At 63.3% G+C, this 17685-nt stretch carries 16 protein-coding genes; 9 read left to right on the forward strand and 7 right to left on the reverse strand.

Annotated features, from left to right (window positions below):
• Positions 1 to 28: 28 nt before the first annotated feature.
• From ENHY17A_RS11955 to mazG, 9 genes are all read left to right on the forward strand, one after another.
• The gene (locus ENHY17A_RS11955; protein WP_159712991.1) at positions 29 to 1192 is read left to right on the forward strand and encodes a D-alanyl-D-alanine carboxypeptidase family protein; all 1164 of its coding nucleotides are present in this window, start codon (positions 29 to 31) and stop codon (positions 1190 to 1192) included.
• 11 nt (positions 1193 to 1203) lie between these two features.
• Positions 1204 to 1827, forward strand: a complete 624-nt coding sequence (gene tmk, locus ENHY17A_RS11960; RefSeq protein ID WP_159712993.1) for a dTMP kinase — start codon at positions 1204 to 1206, stop codon at positions 1825 to 1827.
• Positions 1824 to 2810: an AAA family ATPase gene (locus ENHY17A_RS11965; protein ID WP_159712995.1), complete on the forward strand. Its 987-nt coding sequence runs from the start codon at positions 1824 to 1826 to the stop codon at positions 2808 to 2810. The genes tmk and ENHY17A_RS11965 overlap by 4 nt, the downstream gene beginning before the upstream one ends.
• Before the next feature lie 158 nt (positions 2811 to 2968).
• On the forward strand, positions 2969 to 4531 hold the full coding sequence (metG, locus tag ENHY17A_RS11970; RefSeq protein WP_159712997.1) for a methionine--tRNA ligase: 1563 nt from the start codon (positions 2969 to 2971) through the stop codon (positions 4529 to 4531).
• Complete coding sequence (locus ENHY17A_RS11975) at positions 4531 to 5310, forward strand: TatD family hydrolase (RefSeq protein ID WP_159712999.1); 780 nt, start codon at positions 4531 to 4533, stop codon at positions 5308 to 5310. Before metG ends, ENHY17A_RS11975 begins: the two co-directional genes overlap by 1 nt.
• Before the next feature lie 22 nt (positions 5311 to 5332).
• The gene (locus tag ENHY17A_RS11980) at positions 5333 to 6100 is read left to right on the forward strand and encodes an MBL fold metallo-hydrolase (RefSeq protein ID WP_159713001.1); all 768 of its coding nucleotides are present in this window, start codon (positions 5333 to 5335) and stop codon (positions 6098 to 6100) included.
• Positions 6097 to 6747, forward strand: a complete 651-nt coding sequence (locus ENHY17A_RS11985; RefSeq protein WP_159713003.1) for a retropepsin-like aspartic protease family protein — start codon at positions 6097 to 6099, stop codon at positions 6745 to 6747. Before ENHY17A_RS11980 ends, ENHY17A_RS11985 begins: the two co-directional genes overlap by 4 nt.
• Positions 6748 to 6776: 29 nt before the next feature.
• Complete coding sequence (locus tag ENHY17A_RS11990; RefSeq protein ID WP_159713005.1) at positions 6777 to 7595, forward strand: MipA/OmpV family protein; 819 nt, start codon at positions 6777 to 6779, stop codon at positions 7593 to 7595.
• 153 nt (positions 7596 to 7748) lie between these two features.
• On the forward strand, positions 7749 to 8495 hold the full coding sequence (gene mazG / locus ENHY17A_RS11995) for a nucleoside triphosphate pyrophosphohydrolase (protein ID WP_159713007.1): 747 nt from the start codon (positions 7749 to 7751) through the stop codon (positions 8493 to 8495).
• Here mazG and hflX read toward each other — a convergent pair.
• From hflX to dusB, 7 genes are all read right to left on the reverse strand, one after another.
• Complete coding sequence (gene hflX / locus ENHY17A_RS12000) at positions 8476 to 9768, reverse strand: GTPase HflX (RefSeq protein WP_159713009.1); 1293 nt, start codon at positions 9766 to 9768, stop codon at positions 8476 to 8478. The genes mazG and hflX overlap by 20 nt on opposite strands.
• Entirely contained in the window at positions 9765 to 10256 is a 492-nt protein-coding gene (hfq, locus tag ENHY17A_RS12005; RefSeq protein WP_159713011.1) for an RNA chaperone Hfq, read from the reverse strand. Before hfq ends, hflX begins: the two co-directional genes overlap by 4 nt.
• A 134-nt stretch (positions 10257 to 10390) precedes the next feature.
• The gene (gene ntrX / locus ENHY17A_RS12010; RefSeq protein ID WP_159713013.1) at positions 10391 to 11770 is read right to left on the reverse strand and encodes a nitrogen assimilation response regulator NtrX; all 1380 of its coding nucleotides are present in this window, start codon (positions 11768 to 11770) and stop codon (positions 10391 to 10393) included.
• Between the two features lie 6 nt (positions 11771 to 11776).
• Positions 11777 to 14026: a sensor histidine kinase gene (locus tag ENHY17A_RS12015; protein ID WP_159713015.1), complete on the reverse strand. Its 2250-nt coding sequence runs from the start codon at positions 14024 to 14026 to the stop codon at positions 11777 to 11779.
• 60 nt (positions 14027 to 14086) lie between these two features.
• On the reverse strand, positions 14087 to 15541 hold the full coding sequence (gene ntrC / locus ENHY17A_RS12020) for a nitrogen regulation protein NR(I) (protein ID WP_159713017.1): 1455 nt from the start codon (positions 15539 to 15541) through the stop codon (positions 14087 to 14089).
• On the reverse strand, positions 15538 to 16608 hold the full coding sequence (locus tag ENHY17A_RS12025; protein ID WP_159713019.1) for a two-component system sensor histidine kinase NtrB: 1071 nt from the start codon (positions 16606 to 16608) through the stop codon (positions 15538 to 15540). Before ENHY17A_RS12025 ends, ntrC begins: the two co-directional genes overlap by 4 nt.
• Complete coding sequence (dusB, locus tag ENHY17A_RS12030; RefSeq protein ID WP_159713021.1) at positions 16605 to 17603, reverse strand: tRNA dihydrouridine synthase DusB; 999 nt, start codon at positions 17601 to 17603, stop codon at positions 16605 to 16607. The genes ENHY17A_RS12025 and dusB overlap by 4 nt, the downstream gene beginning before the upstream one ends.
• Positions 17604 to 17685 lie beyond the last annotated feature (82 nt).

The following is a 17685-nucleotide window of genomic DNA, read 5'->3' on the forward strand; positions in this document are numbered from 1 at the left end:
AACCCATTGAAGACCGGATATTCATTCGATGCGTAAGCTTGCACCCGCTCTCGTTCTCGCTGCCCTGCTCGCGACCCCGATCGCGGCGCAGGCGCCGTCGTTTCAGGGCGGCGCACCGGTTGCCTATATGATCGACCTGTCGTCGGGTGCGGAATTGTTCGTGAAGGACGCCGACCGCCGGATGCCGCCTGCGTCGATGGCCAAGATGATGACCGCGTACGTCGCGTTCGATCTGATCAAGAAGGGCGAGTTGAAGCTCGATCAGCGGCTGCGTGTTCGCCCCGAAACCTGGAAGCGGTGGAACGGACCGAGTGCGGGCTCGACCATGTTCCTGTCGCCCGATCAGGAAGTGACCGTCGCCGATTTGCTTGACGGCGTGGTTGTCGTCTCCGGGAACGACGCGTCGGTCGTGTTGGCAGAGGGAATTGCGGGCACCGAAGAGGCGTTCGCGGGGTTGATGAACGCCAAGGCCAAGGAACTGGGGCTGGCGAACAGTAATTTCTGCAACTCGAACGGGTGGCCGGACGAGGGCTGCACTTATGTTACCGCGCGCGATCTGGGCAAGCTGGCGGCCGCGACCGTCACCAATTTCCCCGACCTCTACAAGCGCTTCTACCCGAAACGCGAATTTACCTTTGGCGAGACGATGGGCGGATCGCCGATCACCCAGCCCAATCGCGATCCGCTGCTGGGCCGCGTCAATGGGGCCGATGGGTTGAAGACCGGACACACCGAAGAGGCGGGCTATGGCTTTACCGGTTCGGCTGAGCGCGACGGCCGCCGCCTTGTGATGGTGGTCGCTGGGCTCGACAGCTATGGCGGGCGCGCCGAGGAATCGGTGCGCTTCATGGAATGGGGCTTCGGCGCTTGGCGCGCGCGCGCCGTCGTGTCGCAAGGCAAGCGCGTGACGACTGCTGATGTGCAATTGGGCTCCGAAACCGAAGTCGGACTGGTCGCGCCCAAAAATCTGACTGTCACTATCCCGGCGGGCGCCTCGCCCGACATGGAGGCCAAGGTCGTCTATACCGGCCCGATCAAGGCGCCGATCGCCGCGGGTCAGCATGTCGCCGACCTGGTCGTCACCATGCCCGGAATGGCCCCCCAGACCATGCCGCTCGTCGCCGAAGCCGCGGTTGAAGAAGCCGGATTCTTCGGTCGGGCCTGGGCCGGGTTGATGGCGCTGTTCGCCTGATCGGGCGGGCGGTGCGCGGCAAGTTCATTTCGCTTGAGGGCGGTGAGGGCGCGGGCAAATCGACGCAGGTGCGTCGGTTGGCGGCCGCGCTTGAAGAACGTGGCGTCCATGTCGTCGTCACGCGCGAACCCGGCGGCAGCGAAGGGGCAGAGGCGATCCGTGCGTTGCTGATGCAGGGTGACGTCACCCGCTGGAGCCCGCATGCAGAGGCGCTGCTGTTCGCCGCCGCGCGCGCCGATCATGTCGAGCGGTCGATCCGACCGGCGGTTGAGGCTGGCAGTTGGGTGATCTGCGACCGCTATATCGACTCCACTCGCGCTTATCAGGGCGCGCAGGGGATCGACGATGCCGCGATCCTGGCGCTCCACGGGTTCGGATCGCGGGGGCTTTTGCCCGACCGCACCTATTTCCTGGAACTGTCGCCAGAGGCAGGCGCAGAGAGGGCGGGCGCACGCGATGGCGACGCGACCGACCGGTTCGGGATGCGCGCGAGCGATTTCCACACCGCTGTCGCCGCGATCTTCGCGCGGATCGCGGATGCCGAGGGAGACCGCGTGCGGCGTATCGACGCAAGTGCCGATCCCGCGAGCGTCACGCAGGCGCTGATCGCGGACATCGCCGATTTGCTGCCATGACGTCACTGGTTGGAAATGCCAGCGCACACGAGGCGTTCTATCAGGCGGCGCGGAGCGGATCGCTGCACCATTGCTGGTTGCTTTCAGGTCCGGAAGGGGTGGGGAAGGCCAGCTTCGCCATCGAAGCGGCGGGCCGATTGCTCGCTGCGCAGGAAGAGGGGGAGGGGGTATTGTCCGCTGCCGCCCATCCGCGCGGAACGGCGGCGCAGTTGTTCGACAAGGGCAATCACCCCGATTTCCGCATCCTCACGCGCCCGCTGGTCGATCCCGACAAGCCTGAAAAGGGCATCAAGCGATCGATCCCCATCGACGATGTCCGCGCGCTGATCGCACGGTTCGCGACGCGGCCCAGTATGGGGAGCAGGCGGGTGATCGTAATCGACGCGATCGACGATCTGGAGCGTGGTGCCGCCAACGCGCTGCTCAAGAATTTGGAGGAGCCGCCTGCCGGCACGATCTTCCTGCTCGTCAGCCATTCGCCGGGGCGGTTGCTGCCGACTATCCGATCGCGCTGTCGCGTGCTGCGGTTCGAAACGGTCGCGGACGGGGATGTCGCGCGGTTGCTGCGCGAGCAATTGCCAGATGCCTCTGCCGACGAGATCGAGGCACTGGTGCGGGCAGGGGGCGGCTCGCCGGGGCGGGCGCTGTCGTTCGCGGGGTTGGAGCTGGCGACGATCGAGCGCGATCTGGCGACGATTGCGGACACGGGCGATGCCAATAATGCGGTGCGCAACCGTCTCGCCAAATCCCTGTCGACCAAGGACGCCCAGCCACGATACGAGGCGTTTCTGGAGCGGGTGCCCAGTTTCGTGGCGGAGCGGGCGCGTTTGTCGACGGGCGATGCGCTGGCCTCTGCGCTGCAGGTCTATGAGACGAGCCGCCAGGTCGCGGCGAGTTCGATCCGATTGTCGCTGGATGCTCAGGCGAGCGTGTTCGAGCTGGGCGGGGTCGTGGCGCGGTTGGCACCAACGAATTTGCGATAACATCACCAACCCCACCCGTTCGTTTCGAGCGAAGTCGAGAAACGTGAACTCGGCGCTCCGCTGGCGTTTCTCGACTTCGCTCGAAACGAACGGTGAGGCTTGTCAGTGGTAGGCCATATCCATTGGCTTCCGCACCGTCGCGCGATAAGGCGCACCGCATGGCCGATCCTTTCTACATCACCACCGCGATCCATTATCCCAACGGCAAGCCGCATATCGGCCACGCTTATGAAATGATCGCTGCCGACGCGATCGCGCGGTTCCAGCGCCAAGCGGGGCGCGACGTGTTCTTTCAGACAGGCACCGACGAACATGGGCTGAAGATGGTCCAAACCGCACGCGGTCGAGGGGTCGAGGTGCGCGAACTCGCCGACGAAATGTCGGGATATTTCGATGTCATGGCACGCGATCTGGATATTTCGTGCGATCGATTTATCCGCACCGTCGAATCCGAGCATTACCGCGCGAGCCAGGCCATCTGGCAAGCGATGGCCGATGCGGGCGACCTTTATCTCGATCGGTACGAGGGCTGGTACTCGGTTCGCGACGAAGCGTTCTACGAGGAAAAGGAACTGACCGGCGGGGAGGGGGGCGTCAAACTGTCGCCCCAAGGCACCCCCGTCGAATGGACCAAGGAGGAGACCTGGTTCTTCCGCCTGTCGAAATATCAACAGCCCTTGCTCGATTTCTACGCCGCGAATCCCGACTTCATCCGCCCCGAAAGCCGCCGCAACGAAGTGGTTCGCTTCGTTGAAGGCGGGCTGATCGACTTGTCCGTCTCGCGCACCAGTTTCGATTGGGGCGTGCCGGTGCCAGGCTCTGACGGGCATGTCATGTATGTCTGGGTCGATGCGCTAACCAACTATCTTACCGGGGCGGGTTATCCCGATGATGCCGACCGGATGGCGAAATACTGGCCTGCCGACATCCACTTGATCGGCAAGGATATCGTGCGTTTTCATGCGGTTTACTGGCCAGCATTCCTGATGTCTGCGAAGATTGCGCTGCCCAAACAGGTTTACGGCCATGGCTTCCTGCTCAACCGCGGGGAGAAGATGTCGAAATCTAGCGGCAATGTCGTCGATCCGATGAAACTAGCCGAGCATTATGGCGTGGATTCGTTGCGCTATTTCCTGATGCGCGACGTGTCGTTCGGCCAGGATGGTAGCTTTTCGGCGGAAGCGATCGTGACGCGCGCCAATGCCGATCTAGCCAACAGCTTCGGCAACCTGGCGCAGCGGACGCTGGCGTTCATTGCGAAGAATCTCGAGGGCGCATTGCCCGTTGCTGGCCGTGCTGAAGCGGCCGACGTCGAACTGCTCGATCTTGTCGATGCAGCCTGCGCGGAGTTTCGTGACCAATTCGCCGATCTCGCTCTGACGCAAGGGGTGGAGGCGTGGATACGCGGCGTTTTCGCGTGCAATGCCTATATCGACACCCAGGCACCTTGGGCGCTGCGCAAGACCGATCCCGATCGGATGCACGCGGTGTTGGGCACGTTGCTGCGCGCAATCCGCAGTCTGGGCGTGACGATCCTGCCGGTGGTGCCGACCTCGGCCAACAGCTTGCTCGACCAGCTCGGCGTCACCGATCGCAGTCACGCTGCACTGGCCGATCGCGATGGCTGGTATGCGGAATTGGAGGCTCAGGGCTTCCGCATTGCACCGCCAACCCCCATCTTCCCCCGACGCGAAGTGATTGCCGACGATAAGGAAGTTTGATGCGGCTCGCCGACAGCCACTGCCATTTGAATTACAAAGGCCTCGCCGAGCGACAGGGCGAGGTACTCGCGGCGGCGCGTGCGTCGGGTGTGACCGCGATGCTCAACATCGCGACGCGCGAGAGCGAGTGGGACGATGTGCTGGGCGTTGCCGAACGTGAGGCCGATGTGTGGGCGACCGTCGGCATCCACCCGCACGAAGCGGATAAGCATCCTGATGTCGATACCGCCAAGCTGGTCGACCGTGCCGCGCATCCGCGCGTGGTGGGCATCGGCGAAAGCGGGCTCGATTATTACTACGACCATAGCGACCGCGACCGGCAGCGAGCGAGTTTTCGCAGCCACCTTGCCGCCTCGCGTGAAACCGGACTGCCGATCATCGTGCACACCCGCGATGCCGAGCAGGACACCGCAGACATCCTGGCCGATGAGATGGGGAAGGGAGCCTATCCTGGTGTCATCCATTGCTTCACCGCGAGCGGAGAGTTTGCGCGCAAGGCATTGGACCTGGGTTTTTATATCTCGATTTCGGGAATCGTGACGTTCAAGAACGCACGGGATTTGCAAGACACCGCCAAATGGCTACCGATCGACCGGCTGTTGGTTGAAACCGATGCGCCTTTCCTCGCTCCCGTTCCCCATCGTGGCAAGCCCGGCGAACCGGCTTTCGTCGCCGATACCTGTCGGTTCTTGGCAAATCTGCGCGGCGACGACGCCGACGAACTGGCGGAGCGGACGCGCGTCAATTTCCACACCCTGTTCGCCAAAACGGAAACATGACGAACGAGCGTCCAGCGCCAAGATGCTGAAAATCCGTATCATGGGTTCGGGCACATCGTCGGGGGTGCCGCGCATCGGCAACGACTGGGGCGACTGCGACCCCAACGAACCGCGCAATCGCCGAAGCCGCGCATCGGTTCTGGTCGAAAGCGAAACCACGCGCATTCTGGTCGATACCAGCCCGGATATGCGCGAACAGTTGAACGCTGCCGGGCTCGATCGGATCGATGCGGTGATCTGGACTCACGATCACGCCGACCACACCCACGGCATCGACGATCTGCGCCAATTATTCCACATCATGCGCGCACCCGTCGCCGGGTTCGCACATCCCCAGACCATCAAAAGGCTCCACGCGCGCTTCGGCTATGTGTTTGCAGGCAGCGGCGGTTATCGTCCGACGGCAACGGTCGATGAACTCGGCACGACGCGGCGCATTGGCGACATCGACATCACCGCGGTCGATCAGCCGCATGGGGACATCTTCGCGACCGGGCTGCGCTTCGAAAAAGACGGCAAAGCAATCGGTTATGCCACCGACTTCCATGAATTCACCGGTGCGATGCAGGTGCTTTACGCCGGGCTCGATGTCTGGGTGGTCGATGCGCTTCGGCGGGCACCGCATCCGACGCATCCGCATCTCGATGCCGTGTTGGGCTGGATCGACGACTGCAGGCCAACGCGCGCGGCGCTTGTGCATATGGACAATTCGATGGACTATGCGACGCTGATGGGCTCGCTGCCACCGAGCGTCGAACCTGGGTATGACGGCATGGAGCTGATCGCGTGAGCGGGTTCGATACGGTGCATCTGTTATGGGGTATCGGCGCGCTGGTGCTGGTGATCTCGGCGCTGGCGGTTCGCCGGGTGTCGATAGGGTTCGTCGTCAAATCGCTGCTCGCCTGGGCATTGATCGCGCTGGTGCTGTTCCTCATCTTCGATCGACGCGAGGAGATTGGCGCGATCGCGCGGGGTGGCCTGGAATCGCTGGGAATTGCCGAGCAGACGGTCGATGGCGACACGGTTCGCATCCGCCGGTCGGCCGATGGTCATTATTGGGCCAGCGCCAGCATCGACGGCGTTGACAAGCGCTTGTTGATCGACAGCGGCGCGACGCTCACCGTGCTATCGGAGCGAACTGCGGAGGAAGCCGGAATTGAGCCGGTTGTCAGTGGCTTTCCGGTCGTTCTGCAGACGGCGGGTGGAGCCATGACCGCGCGTCGCGGCACCATCGACACGCTGACGATCGGCAACATGACCATGCGCGATGTCGCTGTCGTCATCCTGCCGGGCGAGGCCGATTTGAACGTCATCGGCATGAACGTGCTATCGCGGTTGCATGGCTGGCGCGTGGAGCAGGGGGTCTTGATCCTGGAACCAACTGCGCCGACAAGCGCTACCGACGCCGTGGGGTCGGGTTCGGGTGTCGAAACGTGATTCCCGAACAGGATAAGGGCAACAGATATATGGCATTTCGCTCGATCGTGAAGCGGCCTTCGCGCCGCGTTTCCGCTGCTGTCGTGGCACTGCTGGGGATGATGCCGGTTGTCGCCGCCGCGCAGGATGCAGACGATGGCGAACGCGTGGTGACGATCGGCCTGGGCGCGCAGGTGGGGCCGAAACATCTTGGCTCCGACGGCTATTCGGTGTTTCCGCTGCCGTTCGGCAAGATCCGGCGTCCGGGCGAACCGATGCCGTACAGCGCATCGGACGATAGCCCGGGCATTCGGTTGATCCGCGGTGAGAATTTCAGCATCGGCCCGGTGGTCAATTTCCGCGCGAAACGCGACGAAGACGATGTCGGGGCCGCTGTCGGCGACGTCAAGATCGGGATCGAGCCGGGCGTGTTCGTCGAAGCCTATCCAACCCAGGCAATCCGCGTGCGCGGTGAAGCGCGGATCGGCGTCAACGGCCATGACGGCATCGTCGGCGACATCGCGGTGGATTACATCCTGCGCAGTCCCGATCAACGCCTCGTGATGGGCGTCGGTCCGCGCGTGCGGTTCGGCGACGGCGAGTTCGAAGGTCGCTATTTCGGTGTCGAACCCGATGCCGCAATCCGCACCGGCCTGAGTGCCTATGCGCCTGACGGCGGTGTGCATGCCGTTGGCTTGCAGGCATCCGGTCATTATCAGTTGACCGAAAGCTGGGGCGTTTACGGCTTGGCCGGTTACGACCGCTTGGTCGGCGCGGGTGAAGAATCGCCGATCGTCCGCTCATTCGGCTCGGAAAGCCAGTTTTATGCTGGCGTCGCGGCGACTTACAGCTTCAACCTGAGACTTTGACGATATGGTCAGGGAGCGGCGCGGTGAAAGCCGATGCTTCGTTGTCCCTGCCGCTCGCACGGCTATGTTTTACATAATGCATATTATCGATGTGACTGATGCGTGGTTTGAGGGGGAGCGTCAGGCTGCCCTCTTGCCCAGGCCCTGGATCGCATGATCGACCGTCTCGTCGCGATCATGGCGCGTCTGCGCGATCCGAAGACGGGTTGCGAATGGGACAGCGTTCAAACCTTCGAAACGATCGCGCCCTATACGATCGAGGAAGCCTATGAAGTCGCCGACGCGTGCGAGCGGGGCGATATGTCCGAGCTGAAGGATGAGCTTGGCGACCTGTTGCTCCAAGTGGTGTTCCATGCACGCATGGCCGAGGAAATGGGCGCGTTCGACCTGGGCGATGTGATCGCAGCGATCAGCGAGAAGATGGAGCGTCGGCACCCGCACATCTTCGGCGACCGCGCCAATGGTGGCCATCATCTATGGGAACAGATCAAGGCCGAAGAACGCATCGCCAAGGGCGCCACCAGCGCGGTTGATGGAGTCGCGATCGGGCTGCCTGCCCTGCTCCGCGCTGAGAAGCTGCAAAAGCGCGCCGCGCGGACCGGGTTCGACTGGCCCGACGAACAAGGCCCGAAGGCCAAGATCGCCGAGGAAATCGCCGAGATCGAGGCGGCGGACGATGCGACCCGCGCTGAGGAAGTCGGCGACCTCCTGTTCGCGGTCGTGAATTGGGCGCGACACCTGAAGGTCGATCCAGAGGCTGCGCTGCGAACCGCCAATGCCAAGTTCGAACGACGGTTCCGCGCGATCGAAAGCGAAGGCGGCGATGGATTCGCCGCTCTATCGCTCGACGAGAAAGAAGCGCTTTGGCAGCGCGCGAAACTTAGTCCGAGCGGCGATTGAAGCGGTCGAAATCGCCCGGTGCCATCCGCACTTCGTAACTGATTTGATCGCCATCGACCCATTGGTCGAGAACTTCGCCATGCGCGTGAAGCCACGCCGCCGCCGCACCGTCACCCGCATCCAGCGCCACGTGATAGCGGCGATGCCCGACGGTCAGACGTTCGGCGACGGTATCGACCAGCGCATCGACCCCCTCGCCCGTCAAAGCCGAAATCGCGATTACGTCGTCGCGACGTGCCGCATCGGCCATCATCGCTTCGCGGCGTTCGTCGTCGAGCAGGTCGAGCTTGTTCCACGCTTCGAAACGCGGGGTTTCCTCGTCGACGCCCAGTTCGGCCAACACCTTCTCGACATCGGCGGCCTGAGCGTCGGTATCGGGATGCGCGACGTCACGGACATGCAGGAGCAGGTCGGCGGATATCACTTCCTCCAGCGTCGCCTTGAACGCAGCGACGAGTTGCGTCGGCAGATCGCTGACGAAACCCACCGTGTCGGACATGATCGCCTTATCGATGCCGGGCAGGCGAACCTGACGCAATGTCGGGTCGAGCGTCGCGAACAACAGATTCTCTGCCATGACGTCTGAACCCGTCAGACGATTGAAAAGCGTGGACTTTCCGGCGTTGGTATAGCCGACCAGCGCGATCACCGGCCACGGCGCGCGCTGACGCCGTTCGCGATGGAGCAAGCGCGTGCGACCGACCTGATCGAGTTCGCGTTTCAATCGCGCCATGCGGTCGCGGATCAAACGCCGATCGGCCTCGATCTGGGTTTCGCCCGGACCGCCGAGAAAGCCGAAACCGCCGCGCTGGCGTTCGAGATGGGTCCAACTGCGTACAAGCCGCCCCGATTGATAATCGAGATGCGCGAGTTCGACTTGCAACCGCCCCTCGGCTGTCGCAGCGCGTTCGCCAAAGATTTCGAGGATCAGCCCGGTGCGATCGATCACTTTGCACCCCAGCAGCGTTTCCAGATTTCGCTGCTGCACGGGGGTCAGGCTCGCGTCGAATACCGCGAGGTCCGCCGACAAATCACGCACGGTGATGGCCAGTTCGTCCGCCTGGCCACTGCCGATCAGCGTGGCGGGTTTTGGCTGGCGGACGCGCAACACGGTCTTGGCAACGACTTCCAGCCCGATCGCCAACGCCAGCCCCGCGCTTTCCTCGACTCGTGCCTCTGCGTCGCGCGCTGCCCCGCCGCTGTCGGGCAGCACAACGATCGCGCGGGCACCGCGCGTGAACTCACGCGCATCGCGCTCGAAGCCGGTACTCAATCCTGGTCCAGCGAGGCTTGCTCTTCGGCAAGATTAAGGGGGTTGGCAGGCTGGATCGTCGATACCGCATGCTTATAGACGAGCTGCGACATGCCTTCGCGCTGGAGCAACATGCAGAACAGGTCGAACGCCGCGATCTGGCCCTGAAGCATCACGCCATTCACCAGAAACATCGTCACGTTGTCGCCGCTCTTGCGCACCGCGTTCAGGAAGATTTCCTGGAGCAACGGGTTCTTGTGCTGCTGTTCGGCGACCTGCTTCACGATTGCATCCAGGTCCGCCTGGCCCGATGGCATGATCGTGGAGATCGCGTGCTTATAGATCAGTTGCGACTGGCCATCGCGGCGCAGAAGCACGGAGAAATTATCGAACCAGGTGACGATGCCCTGTAACTTCACGCCCTTGACCAGGAACATGGTCACCGGGGTTTTCGAACGACGCAGGGCGTTCAGGAACAGGTCCTGCAATGAGCTTTGCTTCTCGGCCATCGACTCTTGCCTTTATTTTCTTGGCGGGGTCATGGCCCCGCATTGCGCCGGCATCCGGCGTCGAGCACCCGCCCCCATGGCGGGATACGGTCGTAATCTAGGGTCGCAGGTGCGGTTCGTCCAGCACCACCCCCTCATTCCTCGCGCGTTTCGGTGATGCCCAATATCTTGAGTTTGCGATGCAGCGCAGAGCGCTCCATGCCGATAAAGCTCGCCGTGCGCGAAATATTGCCCGAGAAGCGTCGGATCTGGACGCGCAGATATTCGCGCTCGAACGTCTCGCGCGCTTCGCGAAGCGGTGCCCCCATAACCACATTGCCGCCAAAGCCCCCTTCCCCGCCCTCTGGCGCGCCCAACACTTCGGCGGGCAGGAGGTCGAGGTCGATGCGGCCGATGCGGTTGCCCGGTGCCATGATGATCGTGCGTTCGACGACGTTGCGGAGCTGGCGGACATTGCCCGGCCATTCATAGGATTGCAGCGCGACCATGGCGTCGGACGCGACCTCTGGCGTGGGTACGCGGCGTTCGCTGGCATAATGGGCGACGAAGTGATCGACCAGTGACGGGATGTCCTCACGTCGGTCGCACAGCGGCGGGATGACGACGGGAACGACGTTCAAGCGGTAATACAGATCCTCGCGAAAGCGCCCCTCTGCAATCTCCACGGTCAGGTCGCGGGCGGTGGCGGAGACGACCCTGACGTCGACCTTGACCATGCGTTGGCCGCCGACGCGGGTGAAGCTCTGGTCGGTCAGCACGCGCAGAATGCGCGCCTGGGTCGCGACCGGCATGTCGGCGATCTCGTCCAGGAACAGCGTACCGCCATGCGCCTGTTCGAGCAGGCCGGGATGAACGAGGTCGTTCTCGCGCTCGACCCCGAACAGTTCTTCCTCGACGCGCTCGGGGGTCATGCGTGCGGCGTTGACGATGATGAACGGGCCGTTGGTCCGCTGGCTCCAGCCATGCAGCAGCCGCGCCGCGACTTCCTTGCCGACGCCTGCGCCCCCGGTGATGAGGACGCGGCTGCCGGTCCCCGCCACGCGTTTCAGCGTTGCGCGTACCGCGTTGATCGCGGTCGAACTGCCGGTCAGGTCGTCCTCGCGCCCTGCCGATGCGCGCAAGGCGGCGACTTCGCGCCGCAATCGTTCGGTTTCGGTCGCGCGCTCGACCATCAGCAACAGGCGTTCGGCTTCGAACGGCTTCTCGATAAAGTCGGACGCGCCCCGCCGGATTGCGGCAACCGCGGTATCAAGATTGCCGTGACCGGAGATCACGAGCACCGGGATCGATGGATCGCGCCGCTTGATCTCGTCGAGCAGGTCGAGCCCGTCGAGCCGAGAACCCTGAAGCCAGACGTCGAGCAGGACCAGGCTGGGGCGCCGCGTCGCGATCGCCTCCAGCGCGGCATCGCTGTCGGCGGCACCGCGGGTCTCGTACCCCTCATCCTCCAGCACCCCCGCCACGAGTTCGCGGATGTCGGTCTCGTCGTCGACGACCAAGATATCGAGTGTCATATCAAATCAACCATTGGAGTTGCGCGTCAACATCGCGGGCCGCGCTTCGCCCGCTCCCCCCTCGTCCTCGCCCGCACCTGACATATTGGCCAGCAGGTGCGCGTCGAAGCACAGGGTCACCAGTGTCCCCCCGCCGGGACGGTCGGCAAAATTGATCGTGCCGAAATGTTCGTCGACGATCTTCTTGACGATCGCGAGCCCCAGCCCCGTGCCCCGCGCGCGCGTTGTCATATAAGGTTCGACGATGCGGTCGCGCTCGATCGGAAGCCCGACGCCATTGTCGGCGATCTCGATGATAAGCTGATCGTCCGCCGCCTCGCGCAGCGTCATCGAAATTTCACCTTCGCTCTCATCAAACTCTTTCGCTTCAACGGCTTCGACGGCGTTCTTGACGATGTTCGTCAATGCTTGACCGATTTGGCGACGGTCGCAGACCAGGCTGGGTGAGACATTGCCGTGATCGATCGAGAAGCGGATTGCGGGATGGGCGACTTCGTGGAGAAACAGCGACTGACGCGCTAGGTCGATGACCGATTCCTCGCGAAAAACGGGCTTTGGCATTCTTGCAAAGGATGAGAATTCGTCGACCATCCTGCGCAGGTCGCCGACCTGGCGCACGATCGTCTCGGTCAGGCGCGCAAACGTGCCGTCGTCGCTGGCGATCTGCTTTCCGTAACGTCGCTGGAGCCGTTCGGCGGCAAGCTGGATCGGAGTCAGCGGGTTCTTGATCTCATGCGCGATCCGCCGCGCGACGTCGGACCATGCCGCACGCCGCTGATCGAGCAATTGCTGGGTGATGTCGTCGAAGGTCAGGATGCGCCCGTCGCCGTCCGCCGCGATCTTCACCGCCAGCGTTCTCGCGTCGCCCCCCGCGGTAAGTTGAACGACCGCTTCGCGGCTATCGCTGTCGAGCAGATGGTCGAGTTCGGGCGCGATCTCGGCCAGCGGACGATCGAGCGCCTGCCCCTCACCCGCTTTCAACATCGCCAGCGCCGAGCTGTTGATCAGCCGGATCGAGCGATCACCCGCGATCGACACGACGCCGGCGGTGACTCCTTCGACCACCGCTTCGATCAACGCACGGCGCGATTCGATCTGCGAATTGGCCGATACCAATGCATTGGTCTGGTGCTGAAGCTGGTCGGTCATCGTGTTGAACGCGTTGGCAAGCGTCCCGATCTCGTCCTGCGATTTCGGGGTCGTCACGCGCGCAGTCAGGTCACCATCGGCAACCCGTCGCGCTGCGCCCACCAATTCGCTGACGGGCCTTACCAGACGGTCGGCCACGGCGAGGGCGACGAACACGGCCAGCCCGACGATCATGATCGAAAGGATCAACAGTGCGGCATTGAACTGGATCTGGAGCCGCTGAGACCGTTCGCGGAGTGCGCGGTAATCCGCGATAATCTCTTCGCCTCGTCGAATCTGGATACCCAGATCGTCTTCGAATACCCGCGCGGCATAAAGAAACGTGTTGTCGCTATCGTCGAACCGAACCAGCACCCCGATCCGATCCGGTTCTGAAATGGGCACGGCACTGGCGCTCTGACGGGCTGCCGCAAAACGCTGAGGGGTGAGGATTCCGTCCAGTTCGCGGTCATAGGGATTGACGATGGCGAGCGTCTGGAACTCGCCTTGATCGGTCATCCGTAAAATAGCTGCTTCGGACAATTCGCGTTGATAAAGCTGGAAGACCAGCCCGTTGACGAATTGCTTGTCCTCGATATTTGCCGACTGGAGATAGAATAACAGGTCTTCGCGCATTGGCGGCGCCTGGCGGACGATCCGGTCGAGTTCGCGCGCATAATTGTCCCGAACCTGCGCCACCGCATTTTCGAGCATGCCGCGCGCACGATCGGAATACCAAAATTCGACACCGTACTGGAACAGGAGCGAAGCAAACACTGCGAGCAGCAATGTCGGCACGCTGGCCAGCACAGAGAAGATTGCGACCAGGCGAACGTGAAGCTTGCCCCCCCCACCAATCGGGGAGTCCGCCGCTCGTCGATGCGCAATTCGACGGCCCAACAAAACCATAAGCGCGACCGCAGGGATCAGGTTCGACACCAGTAGCAGCGCAACCAGCGGCGGCGTCAGCAGGCGTTCGCCCGCCTCCGCATCGGCAAGGATGAAATATGTCGCGATCAGTACGGAGGCGAAAGCCGCGAAAACCGCGAACTCGACCGTGCGCGTTACCGTGAAGCGCCGTCTAGTCGGCACTTCTGCTTCGCGTGGCGGCGCTTCGGCAACAGTCATCGTTGCGGTGATACAACGGGATTGTTGCCAAGAGAACACACAATCGGCGGCAACCCGACGCTAGTCCCCACCGCTTCGGCGCGGCGGCCGGGTGTCGATCTCCAGATCGTCGAGGCGTTTGCGCAGCGTATTGCGGTTGATCCCCATTGCCCGTGCCGCGCGGAGCTGGTTGCCGCCATGGCGCGCGAGCATGGCTTCGATCAGCGGTCGTTCGACCTCGCCGATGATGCGGTCGTAGAGCGTGCCGTCCTCCAGCATATGCGGCGCGGCGCGTTCAATCCCGGCGATACGCGCGCGGACGGCCGCTTCGATATCGTCGGTGGGCGGAGGCGCGGAAGAGGCACCTGCCGTCATGACACCATCGGCCAGCAGGCGGCGCAATTCCCCTGCCCCGGCAACTTCGTCACGCCCCAGCGCGGCCAGCCTGCGCATGACGTTTTCCAGCTCGCGGACATTGCCGGGCCAGTCATGCGCCTCCAGCAACAAGACCGCCTGTGCGTCGAGGCGCTTGCGCGGCAAGCCGTCCGCTGCCGCTCGGTCGAGGAAATGCGTGGACAGCAGCGCGACGTCCTGACGCCGATCGCGCAAGGGCGGCAACATCATCGGCACGACATTCAACCGATAGAATAGATCTTCGCGAAACTGGTTCGACGCGACCAGCGCGGTCAGTTCCTTGTTGGTCGCAGCGACGATGCGGACATCGGCGCGGATCGTGCGCGCACCGCCAACCGTGGTGAACTCGCCGGACTGGAGCACCCGGAGCAACCGCGTCTGCGCTTCGATCGGCATGTCCCCGATCTCATCGAGAAACAGCGTGCCACCGGTCGCCTGTTCGAATTTGCCCGCAACCCGCGCCTGCGCACCGGTGAATGCGCCGCGTTCGTGGCCGAACAACTCCGCCTCGATCAATTCGCGCGGGATGGCGGCCATGTTGATCGCCACGAAAGGGCCGGCTTTGCGCGCGCCCAGATCATGGACTGCACGCGCGACCAGTTCCTTGCCGGTCCCCGATTCTCCGGAAATCAGGACGGTCAGGTCGTTCGATACGACGCGCGCGATCACGCGGTACACGTCCTGCATGGCGGGTGACCGCCCGATCAGCGGCCCTGCGCTTTCGTCCTCGTCAATCGCGGCTTCGGGACCGGCACCCCGCTCCAGCGCGCCTGCCACCGCTGCCGAAAGCGCCGCCAGATCGAACGGTTTGGGCAGATAATCGAACGCCCCGACTTCACTGGCGCGTACTGCGGTCGCCAGTGTGTTGCGCGCGGAAAAGACGATCACCGGCAGCGCGGGATGCTCGGCCGCAAGCGCGGCGGCATTTTCCAGCCCGTCGCCGTCGGGCAGGACGACGTCGGTGATGAGCACATCGGGTATGTCGTGGGCCAGTTCGGCGTGGAGCGCCTTCAGGCTGTCGACCGCAACGACCCGGTGCCCGTCACGGCGCAATGCGTGGCTGACGACCGTCCGGATCGCGGCATCGTCATCAACGACCAGAATGATGGCTTGGCGCGTCATTGTGGTGCCCTTGGCAGCAGGATGCGGAACATGGTGTGGGGCGGATCGCCCTCGCGTTCGTACTGGACGATGCCGCCCATCTCGCCGACCAGCTTTTCGACGAGCGGCAGGCCCAGCCCTCGCCCCTCGCGCTTGCCGGTGACAAAGGGTTCGAACAGGTGCTCGACAATATCCTCTGGCGCGCCGGGGCCATTGTCGATCACCGCAACCTCGATCGGGAGGGGGCGGCGCGGCTGACCCGGCGCAGGGCTGGCAGCCATACCGTGGCGATAGGCAGTTGCGATCACGATCGAACGATCGGCTTGTAGATCAGTGGCTTCCGATGCATTTTTCAAAAGATTTATCATCACCTGTTGAAAGGCATCGGCATCGGTCATCACCGGGGGGAGCGACGGATCGTACCGTTCCTCAATCCGCACATCGCGCGCAAACCCCGCCAGCGCCACGCGTCGGACATGCGACAGCAGCGGATAGATATTGTTGGACTCCAACCGCAACGGGCGATGGCTGGTGAAATCCTCCATCCGGTCGATCAACGCGGTGATCCGGTCGACCTCGTCGGTGATCAGCGTCGTCAGCGATTCCGGTTCGTCGATGCCGTCGGCCAGCAACTGTGCGGCACCGCGAATCCCCGACAAGGGGTTCTTGATCTCATGCGCCAGCATCGCCGCGGCGCCGATCGCCGCGCGCGCGCCCGCGCTGCGTTCCGGACCATGCCCCAGGCGGCGCGATTGCGGAGCTTCGTGGAGGGTGACTATCCGCCAGCCATCGTGATCCACCACCAAGGTTTCGACGAAATCGCCGCGCAGTCGCCCACCACGCAACCGTTCCATATCGACATCATAGGCGGCAAACCCGTGCCCCTCACGCCGCGCGGCATAGCCCGACGGCGGCTCGATCGCGGATTCCAGTTTCTTGCCGACCAGCGCGCGTTCGGAAAAGCCGAGCACATGTTCCGCCGCGCCATTGGCATGCGCGATCAGCCCCTGCGGATCGAGGACGAGCGTTGAGACCGGCAGCGCGGCAAATAGTTCGGCGAAGCTGGGCGTCTTCGCCGCTTCGTTCATGCCGCCGCGCGCGTGCGATAGGGGGCGTAGAAGTCGGCGAGCATTGTCTTCACGACGCGCGAATCCGGGACCTGATTGACCTTATTGCGAAACTCCGCCGATCCGGTCAGCCCCTTGGTGTACCAACCGATATGCTTGCGCGCCATGTTGACGCCAGTGATCTCACCATAATGATCGAGCATCGCGTCGTAATGTTCTGCGATCATGCAATATTGTTCTTCGAGACTTGGATCGGCCAAGCGCTTGCCTTCGGTCAGCCAAGCCATCATCTGACCCAGCAGCCAAGGGCGGCCATAGGCGCCCCGGCCGATCATGATGCCGTCCGCACCCGATTGTTCGAGCGCGGCATCGGCGTCTTCCAGCGTGCAAATGTCGCCATTGGCGATCACGGGGATCGACACCGCGTCCTTGACCCGGCGGATGAACGCCCAGTCAGCAGATCCCTTGTACATTTGGTTCCGCGTACGCCCGTGGACGGTCACCATCTTGACGCCAAGCTGTTCTGCCATGATCGCCAGATCGGGCGCGTTCAGGCTGTCATGGCACCACCCCATCCGCATCTTCAGCGTCACGGGCACGCTGACCGCATCAACGGTCTCGCGGATCAATTGGGCGGCATGGTCTAGGTCGCGCATCAGCGCCGAACCGGCGTCGCCATTGGTGACCTTGCGCACTGGGCAGCCCATGTTGATGTCGATGATCGCAGCGCCGCGATCTTCGTTCAGCTTGGCCGCCTCGCCCATTTCCTTCGGAGTGCAGCCGACGAGCTGCATCGACACGGGTTCCTCGATCGGATCCCATGCGGCCTTCTGGATCGACTGGCGCGTTTCGCGGATCGCGGCCTGGCTGGCGATCATCTCGGTCACGTTCAGGCCCGAACCATAGCGGCGCACGAGCTTTCGGAACGGCAAGTCGGTCACGCCGGTCATCGGCGCGAGCAGGACGGGGGCGTCGATCCGGACGGGTCCGATCTGGATGGGGCTGAGCTTGGTCATCGATGTGCCTGAAAAACAGGCAGCCCATACGCGAACTCCCCTAGCCACGCAAGGCTGGCGGCGCCGCGTGCGCTGGGCTAGG

The organism is Sphingomonas sp. AX6, assembly GCF_902506605.1.
In the GTDB taxonomy this organism is placed as follows: Bacteria; Pseudomonadota; Alphaproteobacteria; order Sphingomonadales; family Sphingomonadaceae; genus Sphingomonas.

Excerpts from the sequence above, each read along its gene's own strand:
- ENHY17A_RS12015 (WP_159713015.1), bottom strand. The coding sequence starts at position 14,026 with ATGACTGTTGCCGAAGCGCCGCCACGCGAAGCAGAAGTGCCGACTAGA.
- dusB (WP_159713021.1), bottom strand. The coding sequence starts at position 17,603 with ATGACCAAGCTCAGCCCCATCCAGATCGGACCCGTCCGGATCGACGCC.
- ntrX (WP_159713013.1), bottom strand. The coding sequence starts at position 11,770 with ATGACACTCGATATCTTGGTCGTCGACGACGAGACCGACATCCGCGAA.
- hfq (WP_159713011.1), bottom strand. The coding sequence starts at position 10,256 with ATGGCCGAGAAGCAAAGCTCATTGCAGGACCTGTTCCTGAACGCCCTG.
- ENHY17A_RS11975 (WP_159712999.1), top strand. The coding sequence starts at position 4,531 with ATGCGGCTCGCCGACAGCCACTGCCATTTGAATTACAAAGGCCTCGCC.
- mazG (WP_159713007.1), top strand. The coding sequence starts at position 7,749 with ATGATCGACCGTCTCGTCGCGATCATGGCGCGTCTGCGCGATCCGAAG.
- ENHY17A_RS11965 (WP_159712995.1), top strand. The coding sequence starts at position 1,824 with ATGACGTCACTGGTTGGAAATGCCAGCGCACACGAGGCGTTCTATCAG.
- ENHY17A_RS11980 (WP_159713001.1), top strand. The coding sequence starts at position 5,333 with ATGCTGAAAATCCGTATCATGGGTTCGGGCACATCGTCGGGGGTGCCG.
- ntrC (WP_159713017.1), bottom strand. The coding sequence starts at position 15,541 with ATGACGCGCCAAGCCATCATTCTGGTCGTTGATGACGATGCCGCGATC.
- ENHY17A_RS11990 (WP_159713005.1), top strand. The coding sequence starts at position 6,777 with ATGGCATTTCGCTCGATCGTGAAGCGGCCTTCGCGCCGCGTTTCCGCT.
- metG (WP_159712997.1), top strand. The coding sequence starts at position 2,969 with ATGGCCGATCCTTTCTACATCACCACCGCGATCCATTATCCCAACGGC.
- ENHY17A_RS12025 (WP_159713019.1), bottom strand. The coding sequence starts at position 16,608 with ATGAACGAAGCGGCGAAGACGCCCAGCTTCGCCGAACTATTTGCCGCG.
- ENHY17A_RS11955 (WP_159712991.1), top strand. The coding sequence starts at position 29 with ATGCGTAAGCTTGCACCCGCTCTCGTTCTCGCTGCCCTGCTCGCGACC.